The organism is Pseudohalioglobus lutimaris (assembly GCF_002866825.1).
GTDB classification, from domain to species: domain Bacteria; phylum Pseudomonadota; class Gammaproteobacteria; order Pseudomonadales; family Halieaceae; genus Halioglobus; species Halioglobus lutimaris.
In genome coordinates, this window is sequence record NZ_PKUS01000001.1 from 158,969 (window position 1) to 179,125 (window position 20,157).

At 57.7% G+C, this 20,157-nt stretch carries 17 protein-coding genes; 9 read left to right on the forward strand and 8 right to left on the reverse strand.

Annotation, left to right across the window (positions count from 1 at the left end; genetic code table 11):
- Positions 1–41: 41 nt before the first annotated feature.
- From C0039_RS00635 to C0039_RS00650, 4 genes are read right to left on the reverse strand one after another with little or no spacing between them, the layout of a single operon-like run.
- Positions 42–1,649, reverse strand: coding sequence for an ABC transporter ATP-binding protein (locus C0039_RS00635; RefSeq protein WP_075999532.1), 1,608 nt, complete (start codon positions 1,647–1,649; stop codon positions 42–44).
- On the reverse strand, positions 1,646–3,016 hold the full coding sequence (locus C0039_RS00640; protein ID WP_101516977.1) for an ABC transporter permease: 1,371 nt from the start codon (positions 3,014–3,016) through the stop codon (positions 1,646–1,648). Before C0039_RS00640 ends, C0039_RS00635 begins: the two co-directional genes overlap by 4 nt.
- Positions 3,017–3,029: 13 nt before the next feature.
- Positions 3,030–4,007: an ABC transporter permease gene (locus tag C0039_RS00645; protein ID WP_101516978.1), complete on the reverse strand. Its 978-nt coding sequence runs from the start codon at positions 4,005–4,007 to the stop codon at positions 3,030–3,032.
- A 4-nt stretch (positions 4,008–4,011) separates the two neighbouring features.
- Positions 4,012–6,189 carry an ABC transporter substrate-binding protein gene (locus tag C0039_RS00650; RefSeq protein WP_075999535.1) on the reverse strand — a complete coding sequence of 726 codons (2,178 nt, stop codon included), beginning with the start codon at positions 6,187–6,189 and terminating at the stop codon, positions 4,012–4,014.
- A 209-nt stretch (positions 6,190–6,398) separates the two neighbouring features.
- Here C0039_RS00650 and C0039_RS00655 point away from each other — a divergent pair, with 209 nt between their 5' ends.
- Entirely contained in the window at positions 6,399–6,764 is a 366-nt protein-coding gene (locus C0039_RS00655; RefSeq protein ID WP_075999536.1) for an MAPEG family protein, read from the forward strand.
- Positions 6,765–6,853: 89 nt separating this feature from the next.
- Positions 6,854–7,297 (forward strand): nitroreductase family deazaflavin-dependent oxidoreductase, encoded by a 444-nt coding sequence (locus C0039_RS00660; protein ID WP_075999537.1) that lies wholly within the window; start codon positions 6,854–6,856, stop codon positions 7,295–7,297.
- 1 nt (position 7,298) lies between these two features.
- On the opposite strand, the gene C0039_RS00665 is transcribed toward C0039_RS00660, so the two are convergent.
- Entirely contained in the window at positions 7,299–8,435 is a 1,137-nt protein-coding gene (locus C0039_RS00665) for a zinc-binding dehydrogenase (protein ID WP_101516979.1), read from the reverse strand.
- Between the two features lie 246 nt (positions 8,436–8,681).
- On the opposite strand from C0039_RS00665, the gene C0039_RS00670 reads away from it, so the two are divergent.
- From C0039_RS00670 to C0039_RS00685, 4 genes are all read left to right on the forward strand, one after another.
- Positions 8,682–9,608 (forward strand): sterol desaturase family protein, encoded by a 927-nt coding sequence (locus C0039_RS00670; RefSeq protein WP_101516980.1) that lies wholly within the window; start codon positions 8,682–8,684, stop codon positions 9,606–9,608.
- A 69-nt stretch (positions 9,609–9,677) separates the two neighbouring features.
- Positions 9,678–9,944 (forward strand): DUF5062 family protein, encoded by a 267-nt coding sequence (locus tag C0039_RS00675; RefSeq protein ID WP_075999540.1) that lies wholly within the window; start codon positions 9,678–9,680, stop codon positions 9,942–9,944.
- Positions 9,945–10,141: 197 nt separating this feature from the next.
- On the forward strand, positions 10,142–13,198 hold the full coding sequence (locus tag C0039_RS00680) for an efflux RND transporter permease subunit (protein ID WP_075999541.1): 3,057 nt from the start codon (positions 10,142–10,144) through the stop codon (positions 13,196–13,198).
- Positions 13,195–14,271: an efflux RND transporter periplasmic adaptor subunit gene (locus tag C0039_RS00685; RefSeq protein WP_075999542.1), complete on the forward strand. Its 1,077-nt coding sequence runs from the start codon at positions 13,195–13,197 to the stop codon at positions 14,269–14,271. The genes C0039_RS00680 and C0039_RS00685 overlap by 4 nt, the downstream gene beginning before the upstream one ends.
- A gap of 117 nt (positions 14,272–14,388) precedes the next feature.
- On the opposite strand, the gene C0039_RS00690 is transcribed toward C0039_RS00685, so the two are convergent.
- Positions 14,389–15,306, reverse strand: coding sequence for an NAD-dependent epimerase/dehydratase family protein (locus C0039_RS00690; RefSeq protein WP_165787000.1), 918 nt, complete (start codon positions 15,304–15,306; stop codon positions 14,389–14,391).
- Positions 15,307–15,651: 345 nt separating this feature from the next.
- Between C0039_RS00690 and C0039_RS00695 the strand changes: the two genes are divergently transcribed.
- Complete coding sequence (locus C0039_RS00695; protein WP_075999544.1) at positions 15,652–16,083, forward strand: MAPEG family protein; 432 nt, start codon at positions 15,652–15,654, stop codon at positions 16,081–16,083.
- Between the two features lie 49 nt (positions 16,084–16,132).
- Positions 16,133–16,480: a hypothetical protein gene (locus C0039_RS00700; protein WP_101516982.1), complete on the forward strand. Its 348-nt coding sequence runs from the start codon at positions 16,133–16,135 to the stop codon at positions 16,478–16,480.
- Positions 16,481–16,546: 66 nt separating this feature from the next.
- On the opposite strand, the gene C0039_RS00705 is transcribed toward C0039_RS00700, so the two are convergent.
- Entirely contained in the window at positions 16,547–17,311 is a 765-nt protein-coding gene (locus C0039_RS00705) for a hypothetical protein (protein WP_133125916.1), read from the reverse strand.
- Positions 17,312–17,517: 206 nt separating this feature from the next.
- On the opposite strand from C0039_RS00705, the gene trhA reads away from it, so the two are divergent.
- A complete protein-coding gene (gene trhA / locus C0039_RS00710; RefSeq protein WP_075999547.1) occupies positions 17,518–18,147 on the forward strand; it encodes a PAQR family membrane homeostasis protein TrhA in 630 nt (209 codons plus the stop codon).
- Between the two features lie 144 nt (positions 18,148–18,291).
- On the opposite strand, the gene C0039_RS00715 is transcribed toward trhA, so the two are convergent.
- On the reverse strand, positions 18,292–20,103 hold the full coding sequence (locus tag C0039_RS00715; protein ID WP_101516983.1) for a cation:proton antiporter: 1,812 nt from the start codon (positions 20,101–20,103) through the stop codon (positions 18,292–18,294).
- Positions 20,104–20,157 lie beyond the last annotated feature (54 nt).

The window sequence follows — 20,157 nt, forward strand, 5'->3', positions numbered from 1 at the left end:
GGGGCCCCGTGCGGGTGCTCGCTGTATTGTCGGTATCGATGCTAGGGGTCAATCCTCGGCACAGAATTCAGCAACGCCTGCGTGTAAGGGTGCTGCGGCCGGGTGAGGATCTGCTGCGCACTGCCCTGCTCCACTATCTTGCCGTACTGCATTACGCCCACGTGATGGGCAATGCTGGGGATGATAGACAGGTCGTGGGTAATGAACAGGTAGGATACACCGAACTCCTGCTGTAGCTCGCGCAGCAGGTCCAGTACTTCAGCACGGATGCTCACATCCAGGGCACTGGTGGGTTCGTCGCAAATGATCAAGTCAGGGTTCACCGCCAGTGCGCGGGCAACGGCAATGCGCTGTAGCTGGCCACCCGAGAACTCATGGGGATAGCGCGTCGCAAACTCCGGGCCCAGTTGTACCCGGGTCAGCAACTCACCGATTCTGGCCTGGCGCTGTTGTGGGCTCAGTCCAAGCCCCAGGCTCACCATGCCCTCGGCGATAATCTCACCCACGGTCATGCGCGGGTTCATGGACGAGAACGGGTTCTGGAATATCACCTGTATCTGCTTGCGGTAGGGGAGCATTTCCTTACGCCCCAATTGCTGTATAAGCTCACCGTTAAATCGTACTGTGCCACCAGCAACAGGCTCCAGGTTGAGAATAGCCCGTCCCAGCGTCGACTTGCCGCTGCCGGATTCACCCACCAGCGCATAGGTTTCGCCACGCCCGATCTTCAGTGACACGCCATCTACTGCACGAGTGACGTCGACAACCCGTTGCAGAACGCCCTTGCGAACAGGAAAGTGCACCTTCACGTCGTCCAGCTGCAGCAGCGCCTCCTCTACCGCAGCGCTCTGGAAATGAGTGAGATCCGGCAGGGCATCAATCAGGCGCTGGCTATATGCCTGCTTGGGATTGTGGAAGAACGTCTCCACATCTGCACGCTCGATAATTTCACCGCGGTACATCACCGCGACCTCATCGGCGGTATTGCGCACCACGCCCATATCGTGAGTGATCAGCAGCACCGCCAGTTTTCGTGACCGGGTCAATTCGCGGATCAGTTCCAGCACCTGCTCCTGGATAGTCACATCCAGTGCTGTCGTGGGCTCGTCGGCAATCAGTATCTCCGGTTCACAGGCGAGCGCCATGGCAATCATCACCCGCTGCTGCTGCCCGCCGGATAGCTGGTGTGGGAAGAACGTAAATCGCTGTGCGGGGTCAGGAATGCCGACCTCGTCAAACAACTGCACCACGCGTTGACGCAGCGCGTCCCCGCGCAGCGTGGTATGCAGCTTCAACGTTTCCGCAACCTGCTTACCCACGGTTTGTACCGGGTTGAGCGCGGTCATGGCATTCTGGAAAATCATCGCGACCCTGCGACCACGCACGGTCTGCATCTGTGACTCGGACAGACTGAACAAATCCTGCTCGCCGACATGCACGGCACCTTCGGTAATCTCCAACGCATCAGGCAGCAAGCGCATTGCCGCCATGGAGGTGACCGATTTGCCGCTGCCGGATTCGCCCACCAGTGCGAAGATTTTGCCCGCCTCCAGCTCCAGCGACACACCCTTGAGGATCTCGTCGCCGGAATCCGCCAGCACCACTCGCAGGTTTTCGACCTGCATGCGAATATCTCTCGCTGCACTCATGCCTCTGACCTCCTCGAAGCCGTTCGCGGATCAAAGGCATCGCGCACCAGATCGGAGAACAGATTGGCCGCCAGCACCAGCACGAACATGAAGAATAACGCACCGGACAGGGTCCACCAGATAACCGGCTCCCGCGACAGCTCGGAGCGGGCACCGTTAATCATGTTGCCCCAGCTACCCATGGAGGGATCGATGCCAACGCCGATATAGGACAGCACCGCCTCAGCAAGAATCAGCGATGAAAAGTCGAGCACGAACGTGATGAGGATAATGTGCACAACATTGGGCAGGATATGGCGACTGAGAATCCTGACATGGCTCACACCAAATGCGTGGGCCGCCTGCACGTAACCCAACTGGGAGATTTTCAGGGTCTCCGCACGAATCAACCTGCACAGGGAGGACCAACTGGTTACCCCCAGGATAAAGCATAGCGCGATAAACCGGGCATCTGCCTTTTCCATGCCGATGGAGAAGAAGTCGGGGTTGAGGTCTATATATACCTGGAACAACAGCACCGAAGCAGCAATCAGCAAAATGCCTGGAATAGAGCTCAGGGTGGTGTAGAGGTACTGCACCACGTCGTCTACCCAGCCCTTGAAATAACCAGCACTGACTCCCAACGTCACGGCAATGGGCAGCATGATCAGCGTGGACAAGGTGCCAAGCAGCACACCGGTGCGCACCCCCTTGATGCTCTGGTAGGCCACGTCTGCCCCACCCTGGTCTGTGCCCAGCACGTGATAGTACTCACTGATCATCACCAGCCAGGTAAAGAAACAGATCACCCCGACCTGCACCACCCAGGAGGCGTGCCACGGATATTGGCTGTGGCGCAGCAGCAACCACTGCGGTGCAAGCAACAGCGCTGAAATCAATAAGCCCCAGAGCAGGGCCTGCAGGCTCTTGCTGACAATGTCACCGAACTGCCCGGACGGGTCCGTGAGGTGTTGCCCGGCGTGCATTAGCGGCGGAAAGTCGCGCACGGCGTTGCCGTTGGCGTCTTTCATGTTTTCCTTTTCGAAAGAGTTGAGGGCAAAAGGCGCCGAGTAGGTACGCTCGAAGCGCTCCCCCATGCCGCGCAGCATCACGTCCAGCAGACTGGTGACCTTGTTGTCGTAAAAGACTTCCTCGGTTTGCAATCCCTCCGGGTTTTCCAGCGCCTTCCTGAAGTGCACGGAATCCGCCAGGGCGATACCCACGTAAGTCATGATGACAGTAAAGGTGACCATTCCCAGGCGCGAGGAAAACACGTCTCCCCAGCGCTCGCGCGTCTGCGGATCCCTGCGCAGGCGATAAAAGAATATAACCAGCACCACCACCAACAGGAAGATGAGCGCATCGGACCAAAGCAGGACAGGCTTCATTCTCTCGCGACCCTCAGTTCAGTCGAACCCGGGGGTCGGCCCAGGTATAGGAAATGTCAGTCAGGATCAGGCCGAAGATATACAAAATAGAGCCGATAAATACCATGCTGCGCACAATCGCAAAATCCTGGGACTTGATGGCGTCCAGCATATAGCTGCCAAGGCCTGGGATACCGAAGAAGGACTCTATCAACAGACTACCCATGAACAGGGAGGGAATGAGCACCACCACGCCGGTAAGTATGGGGATCATCGCATTGGGCAGAATGTGCCCGAACAGAATCTTCATCTCACTGGCGCCCTTGGCACGCGCCGTGCGCACATAATCCTGGTTGGCTTCCTCGAGGAAAAGCGTGCGGTACCAGCGAGCCCCCGAACCAATACCTGCAATTACACCCACCAGTACGGGCAGTATAAGGAAACGCCAGACATCCCCTTCTGAATGAAAGCCGGAGACCGGCACCAGCTTCCAGGTCTTCGCGACAAGGTACTGCCCGCCTATGATGTAGAAAAGGTAGGAGATAGACATCAGGGACACGAAAAGAAACACCGCCCACCGGTCCAGTCGCGTGGCGTGGAACATTACCACCATCAGCGCCACACAGATATTCACCCAGATACCAATCACAAAGGAAGGCAGGGCCACCGCCAGGCTGGGCCACATACGCGTCGAGACGTCCGTGGTAATGTCGCGGCCACTTTCCGATCGACCGAAATCGAATGCGAACAGGCGCAGTGACTTGTTGAAGAATATGGTGTCGGTGACACTCTGGAGGCCCTCGGACTCGCTGTTGATAAAGAGCGGCTTGTCGTAGCCATTCTTGACCTTCCAGGCCTGGATGGCCTCGGGCGTCACATACTTGTCACCCAGCTGCGAGGCCGCCATATCGTCAGGCGAGTTGACGACAAAGAACAGCGTAAAGGTCAGCAGGTTCACGCCCACCAGGATAGGGATAGCGTAGATCAAACGTCTGATGATATAGGCAAGCATGGGCTTATCCGTTGTGGTTGCGGCGGGCCGTCGCGTTCTGGCGTCGACGGTAGGCGATAACCCCGGGCAGAATCAGCACCACCAGCATCATTGCCCCGGCATAGAGTGGCCAGGTGACGGGCTGGTTCCACTCGGCGCGTTTCTGCTCGCGCATCCCGGCGTCCAGGTTTATGTATTTAAGCGTGGCCTTGGTAATGCCATGGCGCTTGGTATTGGTAACCCAGGCGTTGGCGAGATATATATCCTTCGGGTAGTACGCATAGAGCCAGACTGCTTCCTCGCGGAAGATCTCGACCATACGCGCAACCATCACATCCCGCTCCGGCCCCGGCGGTGTTACCCGCACCTTGCGAAACAGTTCGTCGTACTCTGCGTTCTCGAAATTGGAGTTGTTGGTGCCATCGCATTTGCAGACCAGGGGGCTCTCGGGGCTGTACAGCAGGAAAAGGAAGTTCTCCGGGTCAGGGTAGTCGGCCAGCCAGCCGTAGGAATAAATCTGGCTGTTCCCGGTCAGCAGCTTCTCCCGGGTGCGGTTCCAGTCGGCGGGCCTGAACTCCACCTGTATACCGATCTGGCTAAAGGAGCGATCCATCCAGTTCATCTGGGTCTTGCCCACGGCCTGCGACTGTACATCAATGAATATCTTCAGCGGTTCGCCGGTACGGGCGTCACGCCCGTTGGGATAACCTGCCTCAACTAACAGTTGTTTGGCTTCATCGATAGATCGACGCACGGCCTGGTCATCCTTCCACACGTGGGTATACGGATTGATCCCGGCCTCCCCTTCAAGGTGGCCGGCGATACCCGGTGGAATCACGTTGTGAGCAACAATTCCGTTACCCTTGCGGAAGATAGCGAGGTATTCCTCAACGTTGAACACAATCTGCAGAGCCCGGCGCAACTTGCGCTTCTCTTCGGTGTAGCCGCCTACCACCGGGTCACGCATATTGAAGCCGTAATAATAAATGCCCGGCTTTACGTCGGGGTCCATACGAATCCCATGGTCCGCCACGTCTGCGGACATCTCCACGCCATCCGGACCGACTACGAATGCCTGGTCATAGACCGAATTGGTGTTGCCATGGGTTTCTCCGGAACGGTCGTAGTAGCCCTGCAGGAACTTGGTCCACAGCGGCAGCACTTCTTTTTCCAGGCGATAGACTGCCCGGTCAACAAACGGAACGCGCTTTCCTGCGTCGACCAGATTTCCTGCTTCAAGGTCTCCTGGCTCGCCTTCCGTGGGAAAGTAATCCTCGCGATAGTTGGGGTTGCGTTCCAGCACGATCTCACTGTTGGGGTCGTTCTTGACCATCATGAAAGGCCCGGACCCAATCGGCCACCAGTCCAGGGTCAGGTTACGATCAAGAAATCCGGGGTTGGCATAAAACCTGTCGGCCTCGGGCGGCACGGGAACGAAGAAGTGCATCGCCAGCCAGTAGACGAACTGCGGGTACCGCCCCTTGATGGTGATACTCAAGGTTCTCTCGTCGACAACTTCAAGGCCTTCCATGGGATAGTCGTCCAGGTTCAGCCAACCGTCGCGATCCAGCGCTTCCAACCCGGCGGTGAACTCTGCCATGCCGACAATATACTGCGCCATGAAACCCAGCATCGGCGACCCCAGGGCGGGGTCCGCCAGCCGCTTTATCTGGTATGCATAATCATTGGCGTGTACCGGGCGACTGGCGGTTTCAGGAAAGTCCGGCACCTGTTTGTAACCCGCTCCCTCTTCTGCAGTACTGAAAAGATAGAGTGGCTCTCCGTTCTCCTTGGTGGCGAAAGCCGGGTGCGGCTGGTAGTGCGCGTCTTCCCGCACCTTGAGGGTGTACCGGGTAAAGGCAATCTGATCGCTGTCGGCGGTTACTTCATTTCCCGATTCATCCAGGTAAGTCTCTACAGGGAAGTCTTCCACCCCCTGCGGCTCCAGTTCATAGGGCCGCTTGAGAAAGTGATATCCCATGGGCGGCTCGTAGATCTGAAAAATAAACAGGGACTCGTCGGATGCGTAGGAGATAGCGGGATCAAGATGCTTGGGGGGGGCAGGCGACATCACCGACTGGTAGACCAGTTGTCCCTCTGGCGAGGGCGGATTCGGATTATTCCAGGGGCCTTCGCCACAACCGCCCAGTAGCATCAGGGCAGTGAGGCCCAATGTGGCGCACACAGCGCGGGCAGATGTCATTGGCTACGTATCCCGGTGATATGTAATGTTGATTATGAACGTGAGGTGACAGTTAGCGAGAGGTTACATCCCTGCCGCCCAGGTAGCAATGCCTTGCACCGATGGAACGCTATACCGCACAGGACGCCCGTAAAAATCGCCGCCCTTGCCTGCCATCTGCGGCCGTAATGTATAGTGGATCATTCACTCATAATCAACAGGGACTCATTATGTCGCTACTTATCGTTGCCGCACTGGTGCTGGTGCTATTCCAACTCTGGTTGTTGCCGGCCAGCCTGCTCCTCAAACACACCGATTACCTTGCCTCCAGTCGCGACAACCCGCCTCCGCAATCGCAGTTGCAGCAGCGTGTCACCCGCGCCGGCGCCAACCTGCAGGAGAGCCTGCCGGCCTACCTGGCCCTGTGCCTGCTGGCCATGATTCAGGGCGTAGACCTCAGTACGGTAGCCCTGAGCTGGCTGGTACTGCGTATTGTCTACATACCCTGCTACCTGTTCGGCGTTCATCATATGCGATCACTGGTGTGGGTGGGCTCGCTGGGCTGCCTGATCTACATGGCGGTCAAGCTGGTGTAGCCCCCGGGCAGTGGGCGCAGGGATCGCGCTTTTAGCCCTGTGGGCTATGCTGTTGGTGAACGCATCAGACCTGAACAGGAGCACCAAAGATGGCAGATTACATTCCACCCGCGCTCGACTGGGTAAGGGAACAGGTTGAGCTGTACGAAAGTAGCGGCGGCACGCAGGGCAACACACTGCTGGATACCGGTATGCCCTGCATTCTGGTTACACATACCGGCAACAAGACTGGCGCCATTCGCAAAATCCCGCTGATGCGGGTTAACGTGGACGGCAACTATGTGTTGATTGGCTCAATGGGCGGGCAACCCAACAACCCGGTGTGGGTCTACAATTTGCGGGCACATCCGGACATCGAGATACGAGACAAGACGGACGTATTCCCGATGCGAGCCCGCGAAGTCGCAGATGACGAGGAACGAGCCCGCCTCTGGGCGGCCGGCGTTGCCGCCTATCCGCCCTACGAGGACTATCAGGCTAAAACCAGTCGCAAGATTCCGGTCTTTCTCGCTGAGCCGCGTCGGGAAGACTGAGCTAAGCCTGCTTATGCGGGTTGATAAGGTACTTCTGGCCGGTCTGGCGCTGACTGTAGAGACGCAGGGTATCCAGGGAAAGGGCCTCTTCCATGGAGATTTCCGCAGTGTAATGACTGGCGAACGTGGTGCTTATCTCCGCAGCCACACGCTGCCTCAGCTCTATCATGCGTGGAATGCCTATACGCTGCAGGAAGGGTGTCAGCAGCCAGCCACTCACACTGAACGAGAACCCATAGGCGGCTGTGAGCTGTATGGGTGACAGGTCCAGCCGACCGTAAACATAGACCTTCTTCATGGTATCGGAACCGTAACGGTTGTACTCCATCCCTTTCGTCGCAGCGCGTTCCATGCAGGTGAGGATAGTGTTGGCCATGTTGCCACCGCCGGTAGCATCAAAGGCCAGGTAGGCGCCGGTGGCCTCGATTGCGGCGGTCAGGTCGTCGGCAAAACTGTCCGAACTGGAGTTGACCACGTATTTGGCCCCGATCTCACGCAGAATCTCTTCCTGTTCCGGCTTGCGCACAATGTTCACCAGATCGATACCATCGGCCAGGCAGACCCTGTTCAGCATCTGGCCCAGGTTGGAGGCAGCAGCGGTATGCACCAGCGCAGTGAAGCCCTCGTCACGCATGGTCTCAACCATGCCCAGCGCAGTCATCGGGTTGACGAAGCTGGAGGCGGCTTGCGCGGGCGACACAGCAGCCGGCATGGGCAGCGCCATCATGGCATTCACGCAGCGATACTCGGCGAACATTTCACCGCCGGCTATGCCCACGGTTTTGCCTAACAGACTCTGGGCCGCATCAGAGGAGCCCGCGGCGACGACCACCCCCGCTGCTTCGTTGCCCACGGCCATAGGTTCACCGACCCGGCCAGCCACCATACCCATGAGCCTGGAAGGAATATCTGCGGTCACCACCGGTGACTCCGCGGTACCCCCAGCCACGGCTGTGCCCAGGTCAGCAGGGCCGGTAAGCAGCGCCAGATCAGAGGGGTTAATCGGGGCTGCCTCGATGCGCACGATGATGTCATCGGGACCCGGCTTGGGTAGTTCCACCGCGGCGATAGACAGCTGCAGTTGGCCCTCTTTGCTTATCAATGACTGGATCTGGCGAGACTGTTCTGGTGCACTCATGATTGTTTTCCGCTAGGCATGGTCTGGCCACGAACCATAGCACATGTGCGGGCAGTTCAAAGGTCTGGGGCAAAAGGCAGCGCAGGTGCCTGAGCAGTTCACCGGGCAGGCCCCTGCGCCCACCGGGAATACATTCCACACCTGGAACCGGAGTCGCTTAATTCCATGCACAGGGGTCTGGCGCCCCGGCCAAGGGTTGACTAACCTGTAGCCCATGCAATCCAACAATCAAGCGGAAACTCCGGCGTGACATTCCAGCAATTGTTCAACGAGTTTTCCAATGACAGGCTGCTGTACTTTTTCGTACCGATCTTTCTGCTGTCGGTGGCACTTGAGTATGGTTACAGCCGCCGGCACAGCCTCGACCTGTACGAACCACGTGACACCAGGGCCTCTTTCTGGATGCTGCTGTTCACACCGATAGTCGAGTTTCTACCCAAACTCGGCGCCTTCATACTCTTTTACTACCTGCACGAGATGAGCCCACTGAAGGATATTGTCCAGCGGCAGTGGTGGGCCTGGTGCCTGCTGCTGGTGCTGGACGATTTCGTCTACTACTGGTTCCACCGCATGAATCACGAGATACGGCTGTTCTGGGCGGGCCATGTTACCCATCACTCCGCGCTGAAAATGAATTTCGCCACCGCACTGCGTCAGGGGGTGGGTGAGCGCTTGCACAAATTCCTTTTCTGGGTGCCACTGCCATTGCTGGGGTTCGACCCGCTGATGATATTCACCGTGATGACGATCAACCTCTTCTACCAGTTCTGGATACACAGTGAACTGGTGGACAAGCTCCCGGCCCCCATCGAATACTGGTTTAACACTCCTTCACACCACCGGGTACACCATGCGTCCAATATTCGCTACCTTGACTGTAATCACGGCGGGATTTTTATTATCTGGGATCGCCTGTTTGGTTCATTTTCCCGGGAGATGCCGGGGGAGAAGCCCACTTACGGACTTACCGTCAATATTACCTCTTACCGTCCAATAGACGTGGCGACCCACGAGTACCAGTCAATCTGGCGAGACTGCAAGAGAGCAACAAACTGGGTTGATCGCTGCCGCTACCTGCTGTTGGCGCCAGGCTGGAGCCACGATGGCGAGGACAAACGCGCGCGGGTACTGCGCAGTAAATTGGGTCTGCAGCCGGGTCCGTTGAACGGGTGACGCACTGCGCACGCAGGCATAGGAAACAGACCGCTTATACGCGCATACTGAATAACGCCGGAGGCGAACATGGCAAAGAATAAAACCGAAGCTGAGTTGGTAAAGAAGGCACTCGCGGTGGGCGGAGTGTATGTCAAAAAACGCGGCTATGGCGAGTTCGAAGAGACCGACTCCCACAAACTCAAGGTCGAGTATATCTATCGCGCCCTGGTGGAGGACAAGCTGATCCAGCCGCTCGCCAAGCAGGATATCAGCGTACCCAACATGGAGCACAAGCTTGCGCTGTGGATCAAACGGCAATTGCCCGCAGACCACCCACTGATCACCGGGCAGTGATCACAGACAGCCTGGCCGACCGCAACTCGCTACCCGGCGAGTCGCCGTATCTGTTGACAGGAGATTATCCTGAGGCGCCCGAAAGAAGACCCTGCAAGTCGTGCGTGTACAAAACGCGCAACCGCAAATAGGCTAAACTGCTCGCCACGATCGCGTGAATCTAAGCATCCGATAGCAACAGGGGCAAAAATAATAGAATGACCCGGCTCTCCATAAACAATCCTGCGGCGATCGCGGTGATAGTGGTTCTGATCATCATTTTTGGACTGATTGCGGTACGCGGTCTGCCCATACAGCTTTTACCTGATGTCGACAGACCGGCCATCTCCATCGAGACAGACTGGCGCGCGGCCGCTCCCGAAGAAGTCGAGGAGTCCATCGTGCAGCCGCAGGAACAAGTACTGCGCAATATCGAAGGGCTGGAAAACATGGTCAGTGAAATCCGCCGCGGCAGCGGTCGGATCCGACTCGACTTCCGGGTCGGCTGGGACATGCAAAGAGCGCTGATTGATGTAATTACGCAGCTCAATCAGGCGGCGGACCTGCCCGCAGATGCGGGTGAGCCGCAGATTCGCTCCGGCGGCAGCAGCGGCCGCGGTCAAGCGGCGTCGCTATTGATCTATACACTGCCCGGCAATGAGAACCGTGACGTGGCGACCTATCAGGAATTGATCGACCGGGAGGTCGAGCCGCGCCTGGCCCAGGTGCCCGGCGTCGCCAGGGTTGGACTCGCCAGCGAACGCGAACCAGAGATACACGTCACTCTCGACACCCAACGGCTGGCCGCGCGCAACATCCAGATTCCGGAAGTGGCTGATACCTTGCGACGGGCAGTGGATGTATCCGGTGGTTTTGCCGACGTCGGTCGCCGCCGCTATACCGTGCGCTACCTCGGTCAGCGCTCCATTGAGGAACTGGGCGACCTGGTCGTTGCCTGGCAGAATGGCGAACCCGTGCGGCTGACAGATGTGGCAACCGTCGAACGCGGCCTGCGCAAGCGGGTGAACCTGTCATTCCGCAACGGCTTCCCCGCCTACTACATCAGCATGATACCCAGCTATGACGCCAACACCGTGGAACTGTTGGATGCACTCAACAGCACCATCAAGGAAATCAACGAGGAGGTGCTGGAGGCGGAGGGCCTGACCATTGAGTTGAGCTTCGACGCCTCCCTGCATATACGCCGGGCCATCGCTCTGGTTCAGCAGAATTTGTTACTGGGCCTGGTACTTGCCAGTCTCGTGTTGTGGTACTTCCTGCGCAATGTACGCGCAACGCTGCTGATCGCCGCCACGATTCCGCTGTCGTTGCTGGTAGCGTTCGTGGTGTTAAAGCTCACCGGCAAGACACTGAACGTTATCTCCCTGGCGGGACTTGCGTTTGCCGTCGGCCTGGTCATGGATGCGGCGATCATCGTGCAGGAAAACATAGTGCGCCTGCGCGCCTCGGGCATGGCCGCCTACGATGCGACCATACAGGGATGCAGGGAAGTCAGTGGCGCACTGTTCTCATCCACACTGACCAGCGTGGCAATCTTCCTGCCCATTCTGTTCATGGTGGGGGTTGAGGGCCAGCTGTTCAAGGACCTCGCGATTACGCTCACCACGGCCGTCAGCTTTTCACTGATCACCGCGATGACGATTCTCCCGGCCGCCGGGCTGAAGCTGTCGACGGCCGAACCAAGACCGGATCGTTTGGCGCAGCGCTGGCGCCAGCTTGCCGACCTGGTGATCCGCATAACCGACAACCCCGCGGCCCGCTCAGCGTGGATCGTTGCCATCCTGGGCGGATCGCTGTTGCTGAGCTGGATATTCCTGCCCAAGATCGATTTCCTCCCCAAAGCGCGCATCGACTCCGTGCAAACCTATTTTGCGGCACCGCCGGGAGTGAATCTCGACACCCTGGAGCAGGAATTAATCAGCGATATTATCGCGCGTCTGAAGCCCTACTACGACGGCGAAAAGGAGCCACATATTCGCGGCTACAATCTCGCCAGTTGGGGCGCTACAGACACCATGAATTTCATTTATCCGGAAAAATCCGAAGACATCCCCGCCCTGATCGAGCTGTTGCGCAACGAGCTGTACACGGGGCTCACCGACACCGTGGCCTATGTCAGCCATTCATCCATGCTCAACCTCAATAACGACGGGCCGGATGCAATCAACATTGACCTGCAGGGTTCGGACCTGGAGCAGCTGAAAACGGTTGCCGCCGCCACCATGGAGCTTACCCAGGCACTGTGGGAAGACGGCGTGGTATTTTCCGCCCCCGACCTGAGCGCTGGCGAGGCGGAACTGCGCGTGTACCCCCGTGAGCAGCGCCTGAGCCTGGCCGGGCTGGATCGACGCGCGGTGGGCGATGTGGTGCGTACCTATACTGATGGACTGTGGGCGGGTGAATACTTCGACGGCAACAACCGCTATGACCTGATACTGCGTGGCGAGACCTGGAACTCGCCAGAGCAGCTGGCTGCCATGCCGTTGGCGACACCGCTTGCCGGCATCCAGACGATTGGCGAACTGGCGGAAATACGCCGGGGAGTGGGCCCAGCTGAACTGCAACGTGTGGACGGCCAGCGCACCGTCACCATTTTCCTGATCCCGCCGGACAACGTCACCATGGAAGAGGCTTTGCAGCGCCTGCGCGACGAGGTGGAACCGAAGGTCAAACCGCTGCTGCCACAGGGGGCACGACTGGGTTACCGCGGCAGCGCCGACCGCCTGTCTGAAGCCTTGCGTACAGTGGGCGTTAACTTCCTGCTGGCAATCTTGATTCTCTACCTCATTATGGCGGCACTGTTCAAATCCGGACGGGATGCGATCCTGGTACTGTTGGTGATGCCCATGGCCATCGCCGGTGGGCTCGCGGCATTGAAGCTGCTCAACCTGGTGACGTATCAGTCGCTGGACCTGCTCACCATGATCGGGTTTATCATCCTGCTGGGGCTGGTCGTCAACAACGCCATCCTGCTGGTAGACCAGACACGCAGCGCACAGAAAAGCGGCATGACAGACGCGGAGGCCGTACACCAGGCGGTCCTGTTTCGCGCCCGGCCCATTTTCATGAGCACACTTACCAGCATCTTCGGTATGTTGCCGCTAATGCTGATTCCCGGCGTAGGCTCCGAGATTTACCGCGGCCTCGCCACCGTGATCGTCGGCGGCATGGTCATTTGCGCAATGTTTACCTTGTTACTGCTACCCAGCCTGCTACGCTTCGGCAAAGTAAAACCGTTCAAGGAGCAAGTGTGAACGCTACGCGTCAACTCTTCAGCTCAGTGGTACTGGCCACCTGCTTCACATCCGCCGCACTCGCCCAGCAGAGCCCTGTTCCGGTGCTGGTAGAGCAGGTGCGCGAGCAAGCGGTTGAGCGCAGTTTGCCACTTAACGGAAGGGTACATAGCCGCCATGACGCCAGTCTGAGCCTGACGCTGTCAGGACAGCTGGAATGGGTACTGGAACCGGGCACCCTGGTCAGAAAGGGCGAGGTGATCGGCCAGCTGGACCAACAACCCATTCTGCTACGCAAGGCAGAGCTCTCGCACCTGGCGCAGCGTGAACAGGTTAATGGCGCCTATCTGGATAAAGAGCTGGTGCGACTGAAGCGACTCATGGAAGCCAATAATGCGTCCGAGCGGCTGGTGGACGAGAGTGAGTCGCAGCGGGATATTTCCCGGCTGGAGTTACGCTCCCTGCAGGCGCGTATAGCCCAGCTCGACGACGAACTGCGACGCTCGCGCCTGGTCGCACCCTTTTCCGGTGTGATCGCTCAACGCCTTAAACGCGGTGGCGAATACGTCAATCCGGGCGAGCCGATTGCGCGACTGGTTGACCTGGAGCAACTGGAATTACGTTTTCAGGTGCCCGTCAGTTATCTGGGTCGGCTGCAGGTAAACCAACAGGTCGCCTTCGCTGCACAAGGCGGGCAACTGCTGGGCGAGACGCCACCGACACAACAATCAACAGTGCGTACGATTATTCCCGCAGCAGACAGTAACTCGCAGACTTTCGAGGTGCGTGCAGACATTGACTCTTCCGGCAGCGGGACAGTTATCGCCGGTCAATTGGTCAACGTTTCACTGCAGATCTCCAGCGGCAAGGCGACGGTGCAGATCCCCCGGGATGCCATTGTCCTGCGCTCCGAGGGTAACTACGTGTTTCGTATCGATGAGAAGGACAAGGCCCACCGCGTACCCGTGGAAGTGGGTGAAGGCTCCACAGCCTGGGTCAGCGTAAGGGGCAAGCTCAGCCGGGGAGACTGGGTGGCGGTGCGTGGACTGGAACGACTGCAGGACGGTCAAACAGTGATGCGCCGGGAGTCCTGAAGTCCGGCACGCACCACTTATAGCGACCAATACCTTGCCCGGGATAAGGCCAGCGTAGTGCATGTACAACTGGCCACAGCAGGGCAAAAGTTGTGAAACCCCCTTTCCCGCACCAGGTCAGGCCGTCACACTGCCGGGAAAACGCTGCTCAAGAATCGTGCGGATACCATCTTGCCAGCGGGTTTTGCAGGGGCCGGCCAATTTCTTGCGCAACGTGGCATCCACGATTTTCATTTGCCAGGTCGCCAGCGCGGCCTCCTCAATTTTCATCGACATCCCGGTGAGGGACTCGATATAGCGGATCATCTCTTCCACAGACACCGCCTCGTCCCCGCCCAGATTGACCGTCAACGCGGGCACTGCAGCGTGCTGGAGCAGACCCTGAACCTGCTCGACGATATCCGTTTCATATATCGGACAACAAAAACTCTCGCCATTACTCTTGCGCGTATAAGGGATACCGCCGCGCATCATCTGGTAGAGGGCCGTGGGCACGCCGCCATGGCCACACAAACCATAGGCCACGTCCAGCCGGGCAATGACCGTGGGCAACTGCAGTTCGCGCGCCTGGTAACGCGCAACGCCCTCACTGGCCAGTTTGCTCATGGCGTAGTGTGGCGAATAAGTGGAATAGCCACCCAGCGTGGCTGACTCATCGATCACCGCTTGCGGGTCTGGGTTATCGCGATAAACAGAGTCTGACGACATGTGGAAGAAGGCCCTGGCGTCGCGATAGCGTTTCATCAGGAACCCGGTGCCTTCCGCGTTATCGGTCAAGGCCTGTTCGGTTGTCTCGGGAGACACATTTACCGCACAGTGAATCACATAGTCCACGTCAGGCATGTGCGAGAGGTCCTCCTCGCCCATGGTGAAGTTAACCGTCTTGATGCCCTGCGCCTCAATCTCTTCCCTGGCTTTAGGGTCAGAAAAACGCGCCGCCGCCCAGACCTCGTTACTCTTGTCCAGCTGCTCCGCAATAGGGCGGGCTACCTGTCCCGTCGCGCCAGTTACCAGAACTCGTTGATTCTTCAGCATGTCGATCCTCTTTTCACTCATTACAGATAGGTATTTTTAGTGCCCGGGTCGTGATTTCTCGCAAGCTGCCGCATCAGTACTCCAGCCTACGCAGATATATCGCCGGAAGCCGCCTCCTCGATGCGTGACCCTGATAGCTTTGCCAAAGCACTTCCGATCAGTCACTGCGGGCACATCCTTTGCCAATAGGCCTGACATTGAATCAGTCAGGATTTCTCTGTGCAACGATTGCAGCGGCCAAAGCAAGTTGCGGTGACTATCATATTGAACTTGATGGCATAACACGCATGACGCATCATCCGAACTTGCCCCCAGGGCCAACCCAGTCAAAATCAGGAGCAAACCATGCAAGCCTCCACAGAAATCCTCGCCCCGGTGACCGTGCTGCTTCTACTGACCTGTATCGTCTGGGCGTGGATGTACGCCACCCGCATACCTGCCATAAAGCGCGCTGGCATGCAACTGGACCCGGAGCTGCCCAAAGGACAACAAATGGCGGAACTGCCGGCGCGGGTGCGCTGGAAGGCCGACAACTACAATCACCTGTTGGAGCAACCCACCCTGTTTTACGCTGTTGCCCTCACGCTGGCACTGCTGGGGGCAGGAGACGGCCTGAACCTGACCCTGGCCTGGTGTTATGTGGGACTTCGAATTGCCCACACACTGCAACAGGCAATGTGGAACAAAATTGAGGTTCGCTTTGTGCTGTTCTTCCTTTCCTCGCTGGTTTTGATTGCGCTGGTCTGCCGCGCAGCGATGCTGGTGTGGGCGGCATGAAAAGGTTATCGGGCGATTTCTGTATGCACCAGCCAGGATGCCACAGTCAATGAATCCTGCGAGGTTCAATCGTGCCACCCACTTCAGCGTGGTCTGGGCGTTCATGCTGTGCTTTATAACCATCCTGGAATGGCGCAGCCTGGATCGCGACCCGATGAAGGCGGACATTCTCAGTCCGTTCATTCAGCGCCATATCGAGATTACACCGGGTCAGGCACAAACGGACCGTGCTGCACCCATAGATTCCCTGGGGGTTGAACCGGCCAAACGGCCGCAAACTGTCGTGGAGCTTGGCTTTGACGGGCCGCTATTTTTGGCCTGCTTTTTTATCCCTATTATCGTCTTTCACGGCATAGGCGCCCTGTTTACGCATTTACGCAAACACCTCGAACCCTGATAACACGAAATTCGTGTCGCGCCGGGATTCCGGACACGACACGAGGCATTGTCGTCAATAGATAGACTAACGAGCGGGTTTGTGCACCATCTTCGCATCCCAGACAGTCGCTGAGCCTGCGGCACACGTCGCCGCACCCTTCAGGCTTTCCATGCCTTTTTGCCAACCACCGCCGGTCATATAGATCTCATAGGCGGCAAAATAATCGGTCCAGTTGCTGAATGTTGCAACACTCCAATAATCGAAGTCTCTATCCGACGAACCACCGAGCATCGGGAAGAACACCCAGTTGGAGTTCTTTGCACCCAAAGAGCGCATTGCGGCAGCATACTTCTTGTGCCCGGCTATCGCCTTCTGCCACTCACCTTCGTCTGCCATGCTGCACTCTACAAACATCACCACGCCGTCTTCCGGGGGGCCATCTGGCGCATTAATCTCTACAGACGAGGCCAGACCGTGTTGACCGCAGGCAATTACCTCGTTGAACTCTTCCTGAATATCACCACCACCTGCTTGCCAAGCGTCAAGGCCCTTACCCATGTGATTGCCGGAAGGATGCGAGCCCAGCCAGATCAACTGCGGTCCATCGGTGAACGTCGCAAACTGGGGTGTGAGTATCCAGGCGGCATACGTCGGGTCATTTTTGCCGGCCCAGCGACTGAAACTGCCTGCCACCTTCATCAGGTCTTTCATGCTCTTACCCGGCTGCAGGTTGCAGTAGAAAGCCTCTACCGGCGCGGGCTTGGCCCCGCCCTCCTGCGTCAGGGCGGCGGGTGCCCAAGCAATGAGTACTGCCGTAATTCCTAATACCACTGTTCTTATTGCTGTCATGATTATTACCCTCGTTATTGTTGGCCCATACGTGGCCGTGTGCCAGCGGGCTACTTTAGAGGGTAGTCGTAAAGCGAAATTGTGCAAATTTCGTTCAATCCTGACCCGCGCATGACAACGCTGCATTCAGCGACCCGCCGTTATCGCATATACTTGGTCCCGCGATTTGCCAGCGTCACGCAACAGCCCAGAGGACACTACTGAAGATGTACTACGGAGAAAGGCTGAATAGTATCAGTCACCTGGTGGGCGCTGTTTTCGCGCTTATCGCACTGGGCGCACTGCTGGCGCTCGGCCTGCAGACAGGCGACGCGACGACCATAGTCGGCTTTACCGCGTTTGGCCTCACCCTGGTCCTGCTCTATACCATGTCAACGCTGTATCACAGCTTCCAGGCGCCAAAACTCAAGCAAGTCTTCAAGGTGTTGGACCACATCTCCATCTATCTACTGATCGCGGGCACCTATACGCCATTTATGCTGATCAGCATGCCTGGCAGCAGTGGCACCATGATCCTGGCACTGGTATGGACACTTGCAGTCGTCGGCATCATTTCCGAACTGCTGTTAACTGGACGTCTGGTAAAGTTCGTGCAGCTGGTGATCTATCTGGGGATGGGATGGGCCTGCTCACTGGATATGGCAAGCTTGCGTGCGGCTCTGCCGGACGCTGGTTTCTGGTGGGTCACTGCGGGCGGCATTGCCTACACTGCAGGCATCGCTTTCTACCTGCTGGACAAGGCAAAGTGGTTGAATCACGCTCACGGCATCTGGCACTTTTTCGTTCTCGTGGGCTCGGTTTGCCACTTCGTGGCGGTCGCCGGTTACGTCAGGTAGGCTGGTACCACCAAGAACTACCAGGAAGCCGACTGCATCTCGGCTTCACCGCTCACCGACGCCGGACCCGATGCAAAATGCTCGCGGCTGATGCCTCTGCCACTTAATGGCCCCGGCTGCCTGCGTCGTCGGCAGGAGCGCAGCCTAGGCGCTCTCTACAGACCGGGTCTGGTTGAGGCGCAATGCATACACGCTCCACCCTTGCTGCGCCTTCAGATCGTTTCCTGCCGTGCGCCAGTGCAGCTTGCCTTCCGCGTCGATCGCAAACAGCAGTACCGATTCTTCGGCCGGGTTCTCATCGAGCCATTGATCAAATCCGTAGGCCTCGCTCAGCTGGGTCTTCTTGATCGTTGCGCCCTTATGCAGAAGCCTGGCCAGTTGCTCATAGTGAATATCTTCGTCGAACAGTACCTGCCCCTTGTAAAAGGCGCTGGCTCGGTGCCTGGAATTGGATTTGGCATCGGCGCGTGAAGACAGCGCGAATACATTACGTATGCCAAAGTCCTCGCGAAAGCGCAGTCCAGCTGCCAGGTTGTCACTTTTGAACGGTGAAAGCCCCAACATACCTTCCAACCCGGCCAGTTCCAGATGCAGGTCAGCGTGATCCGAAATGGGGTTGCCATGATAGGTATCCAGCCCCGCCATCCGCGCCTTCCTTATTCGCTCCCACTTCGTGTCGCAGACCACGGTCTTGATTTCAGCAGACTCCAGCGCCTTGGCAATCGCGACACCAAGAGGATTCGCACCTATCACCAGGAAACCCTGGTTGCCCGTTTCGCCAACGTCCAGCAATCTGGCGAGGGGGCGCGCCGTAGCGCTCTGGATGACGACGGTACCAATGATAATGGTGAAGGCCAGGGGCACCAGAAGCTCCGCCGAGTCCACACCCAGGGATTCCAGTCGTAGCGCGAAGACCACTGAAACAGCAGCGGCGACAATTCCGCGCGGACCAATCCAGGCCAGGACGATACGCTCGTTGAGCGTGAACGTGGAACCAATGGTACTAAGGAACACCTTTAGCGGTCGCGCCACAAACTGCATAACCAATAACACGGCGATGGCACCCCAACCGAGCTGCAACAGGTTGGTAAAGTCGACACGGGCTGCCAACACAATAAATAGCGACGATACCAGGATGACGGTCAGGGTCTCCTTGAAATTGAGGATGTCACGAATATGCACATCCTTCATATTGGTCAGCCAAATGCCCATGATGGTAACGGTCAGGAGCCCGGACTCATGGAGCAGGCTATTGGATACCGCAAACGCACCTACAACAAAGGCAATGGCGGAATAATTATGCAAGTATTCCGGAATAAGCTCATGTCTCAGTAACACGCCAAAAAGCTGGCCCACGAAAACACCGACAATCAACCCCAGGGCAATGGTCTGCCCGAAGACCAGGAATACGTGGCCGATGTGGGCGCTGGTCTGCTGCGCCACTATCCATTCGAACACCAGTACCGCCAACAGAGCGCCCAGGGGATCGATCACAATACCCTCCCAGCGCAGCGCCTTGGATACTTTTGCATTGGGCTTCACGGAACGCAGCATGGGCATGATCACGGTGGGCCCGGTTACCACCATAATCGCGCCAAACAGCGCGGCTATCGGCCAGCTCAATCCAATCAGGTAATGCGTAGCCACCGTGGAAACCAGCATGTTCACCAGTGCCCCGTAGGACACCATGTTCCTTACAGTTGGACCGATCTCGGTGAGCTCTGTCAGCTTGAGCGTAAGACTGCCCTCAAACAGGATAATTGCCACACTCAGGGAAACGAAAGGAAACAGCAGGTCGCCAAATAATGCATCCGGGTTCAGGGCGCCTGAAACCGGGCCCAGTAGTATTCCACAGATCAGCAGAAACAGAATGCCCGGTACGCGGGTGCGCCAGGCAAGCCATTGGCATGCGAATCCAAGCAGCGCAATCGTGCCCAGGCTGAGCAGGTCAGACATTGGTCAGGGAGCTTCCTCAGTAATTGAACTGCTATTCTGGCACGTATCCGCCGG

Excerpts from the sequence above, each read along its gene's own strand:
- C0039_RS00635 (WP_075999532.1), bottom strand. The coding sequence starts at position 1,649 with ATGAGTGCAGCGAGAGATATTCGCATGCAGGTCGAAAACCTGCGAGTG.
- C0039_RS00640 (WP_101516977.1), bottom strand. The coding sequence starts at position 3,016 with ATGAAGCCTGTCCTGCTTTGGTCCGATGCGCTCATCTTCCTGTTGGTG.
- C0039_RS00645 (WP_101516978.1), bottom strand. The coding sequence starts at position 4,007 with ATGCTTGCCTATATCATCAGACGTTTGATCTACGCTATCCCTATCCTG.
- C0039_RS00650 (WP_075999535.1), bottom strand. The coding sequence starts at position 6,189 with ATGACATCTGCCCGCGCTGTGTGCGCCACATTGGGCCTCACTGCCCTG.
- C0039_RS00655 (WP_075999536.1), top strand. The coding sequence starts at position 6,399 with ATGTCGCTACTTATCGTTGCCGCACTGGTGCTGGTGCTATTCCAACTC.
- C0039_RS00660 (WP_075999537.1), top strand. The coding sequence starts at position 6,854 with ATGGCAGATTACATTCCACCCGCGCTCGACTGGGTAAGGGAACAGGTT.
- C0039_RS00665 (WP_101516979.1), bottom strand. The coding sequence starts at position 8,435 with ATGAGTGCACCAGAACAGTCTCGCCAGATCCAGTCATTGATAAGCAAA.
- C0039_RS00675 (WP_075999540.1), top strand. The coding sequence starts at position 9,678 with ATGGCAAAGAATAAAACCGAAGCTGAGTTGGTAAAGAAGGCACTCGCG.
- C0039_RS00680 (WP_075999541.1), top strand. The coding sequence starts at position 10,142 with ATGACCCGGCTCTCCATAAACAATCCTGCGGCGATCGCGGTGATAGTG.
- C0039_RS00690 (WP_165787000.1), bottom strand. The coding sequence starts at position 15,306 with ATGCTGAAGAATCAACGAGTTCTGGTAACTGGCGCGACGGGACAGGTA.
- C0039_RS00695 (WP_075999544.1), top strand. The coding sequence starts at position 15,652 with ATGCAAGCCTCCACAGAAATCCTCGCCCCGGTGACCGTGCTGCTTCTA.
- C0039_RS00700 (WP_101516982.1), top strand. The coding sequence starts at position 16,133 with ATGAATCCTGCGAGGTTCAATCGTGCCACCCACTTCAGCGTGGTCTGG.
- C0039_RS00705 (WP_133125916.1), bottom strand. The coding sequence starts at position 17,311 with ATGACAGCAATAAGAACAGTGGTATTAGGAATTACGGCAGTACTCATT.
- trhA (WP_075999547.1), top strand. The coding sequence starts at position 17,518 with ATGTACTACGGAGAAAGGCTGAATAGTATCAGTCACCTGGTGGGCGCT.
- C0039_RS00715 (WP_101516983.1), bottom strand. The coding sequence starts at position 20,103 with ATGTCTGACCTGCTCAGCCTGGGCACGATTGCGCTGCTTGGATTCGCA.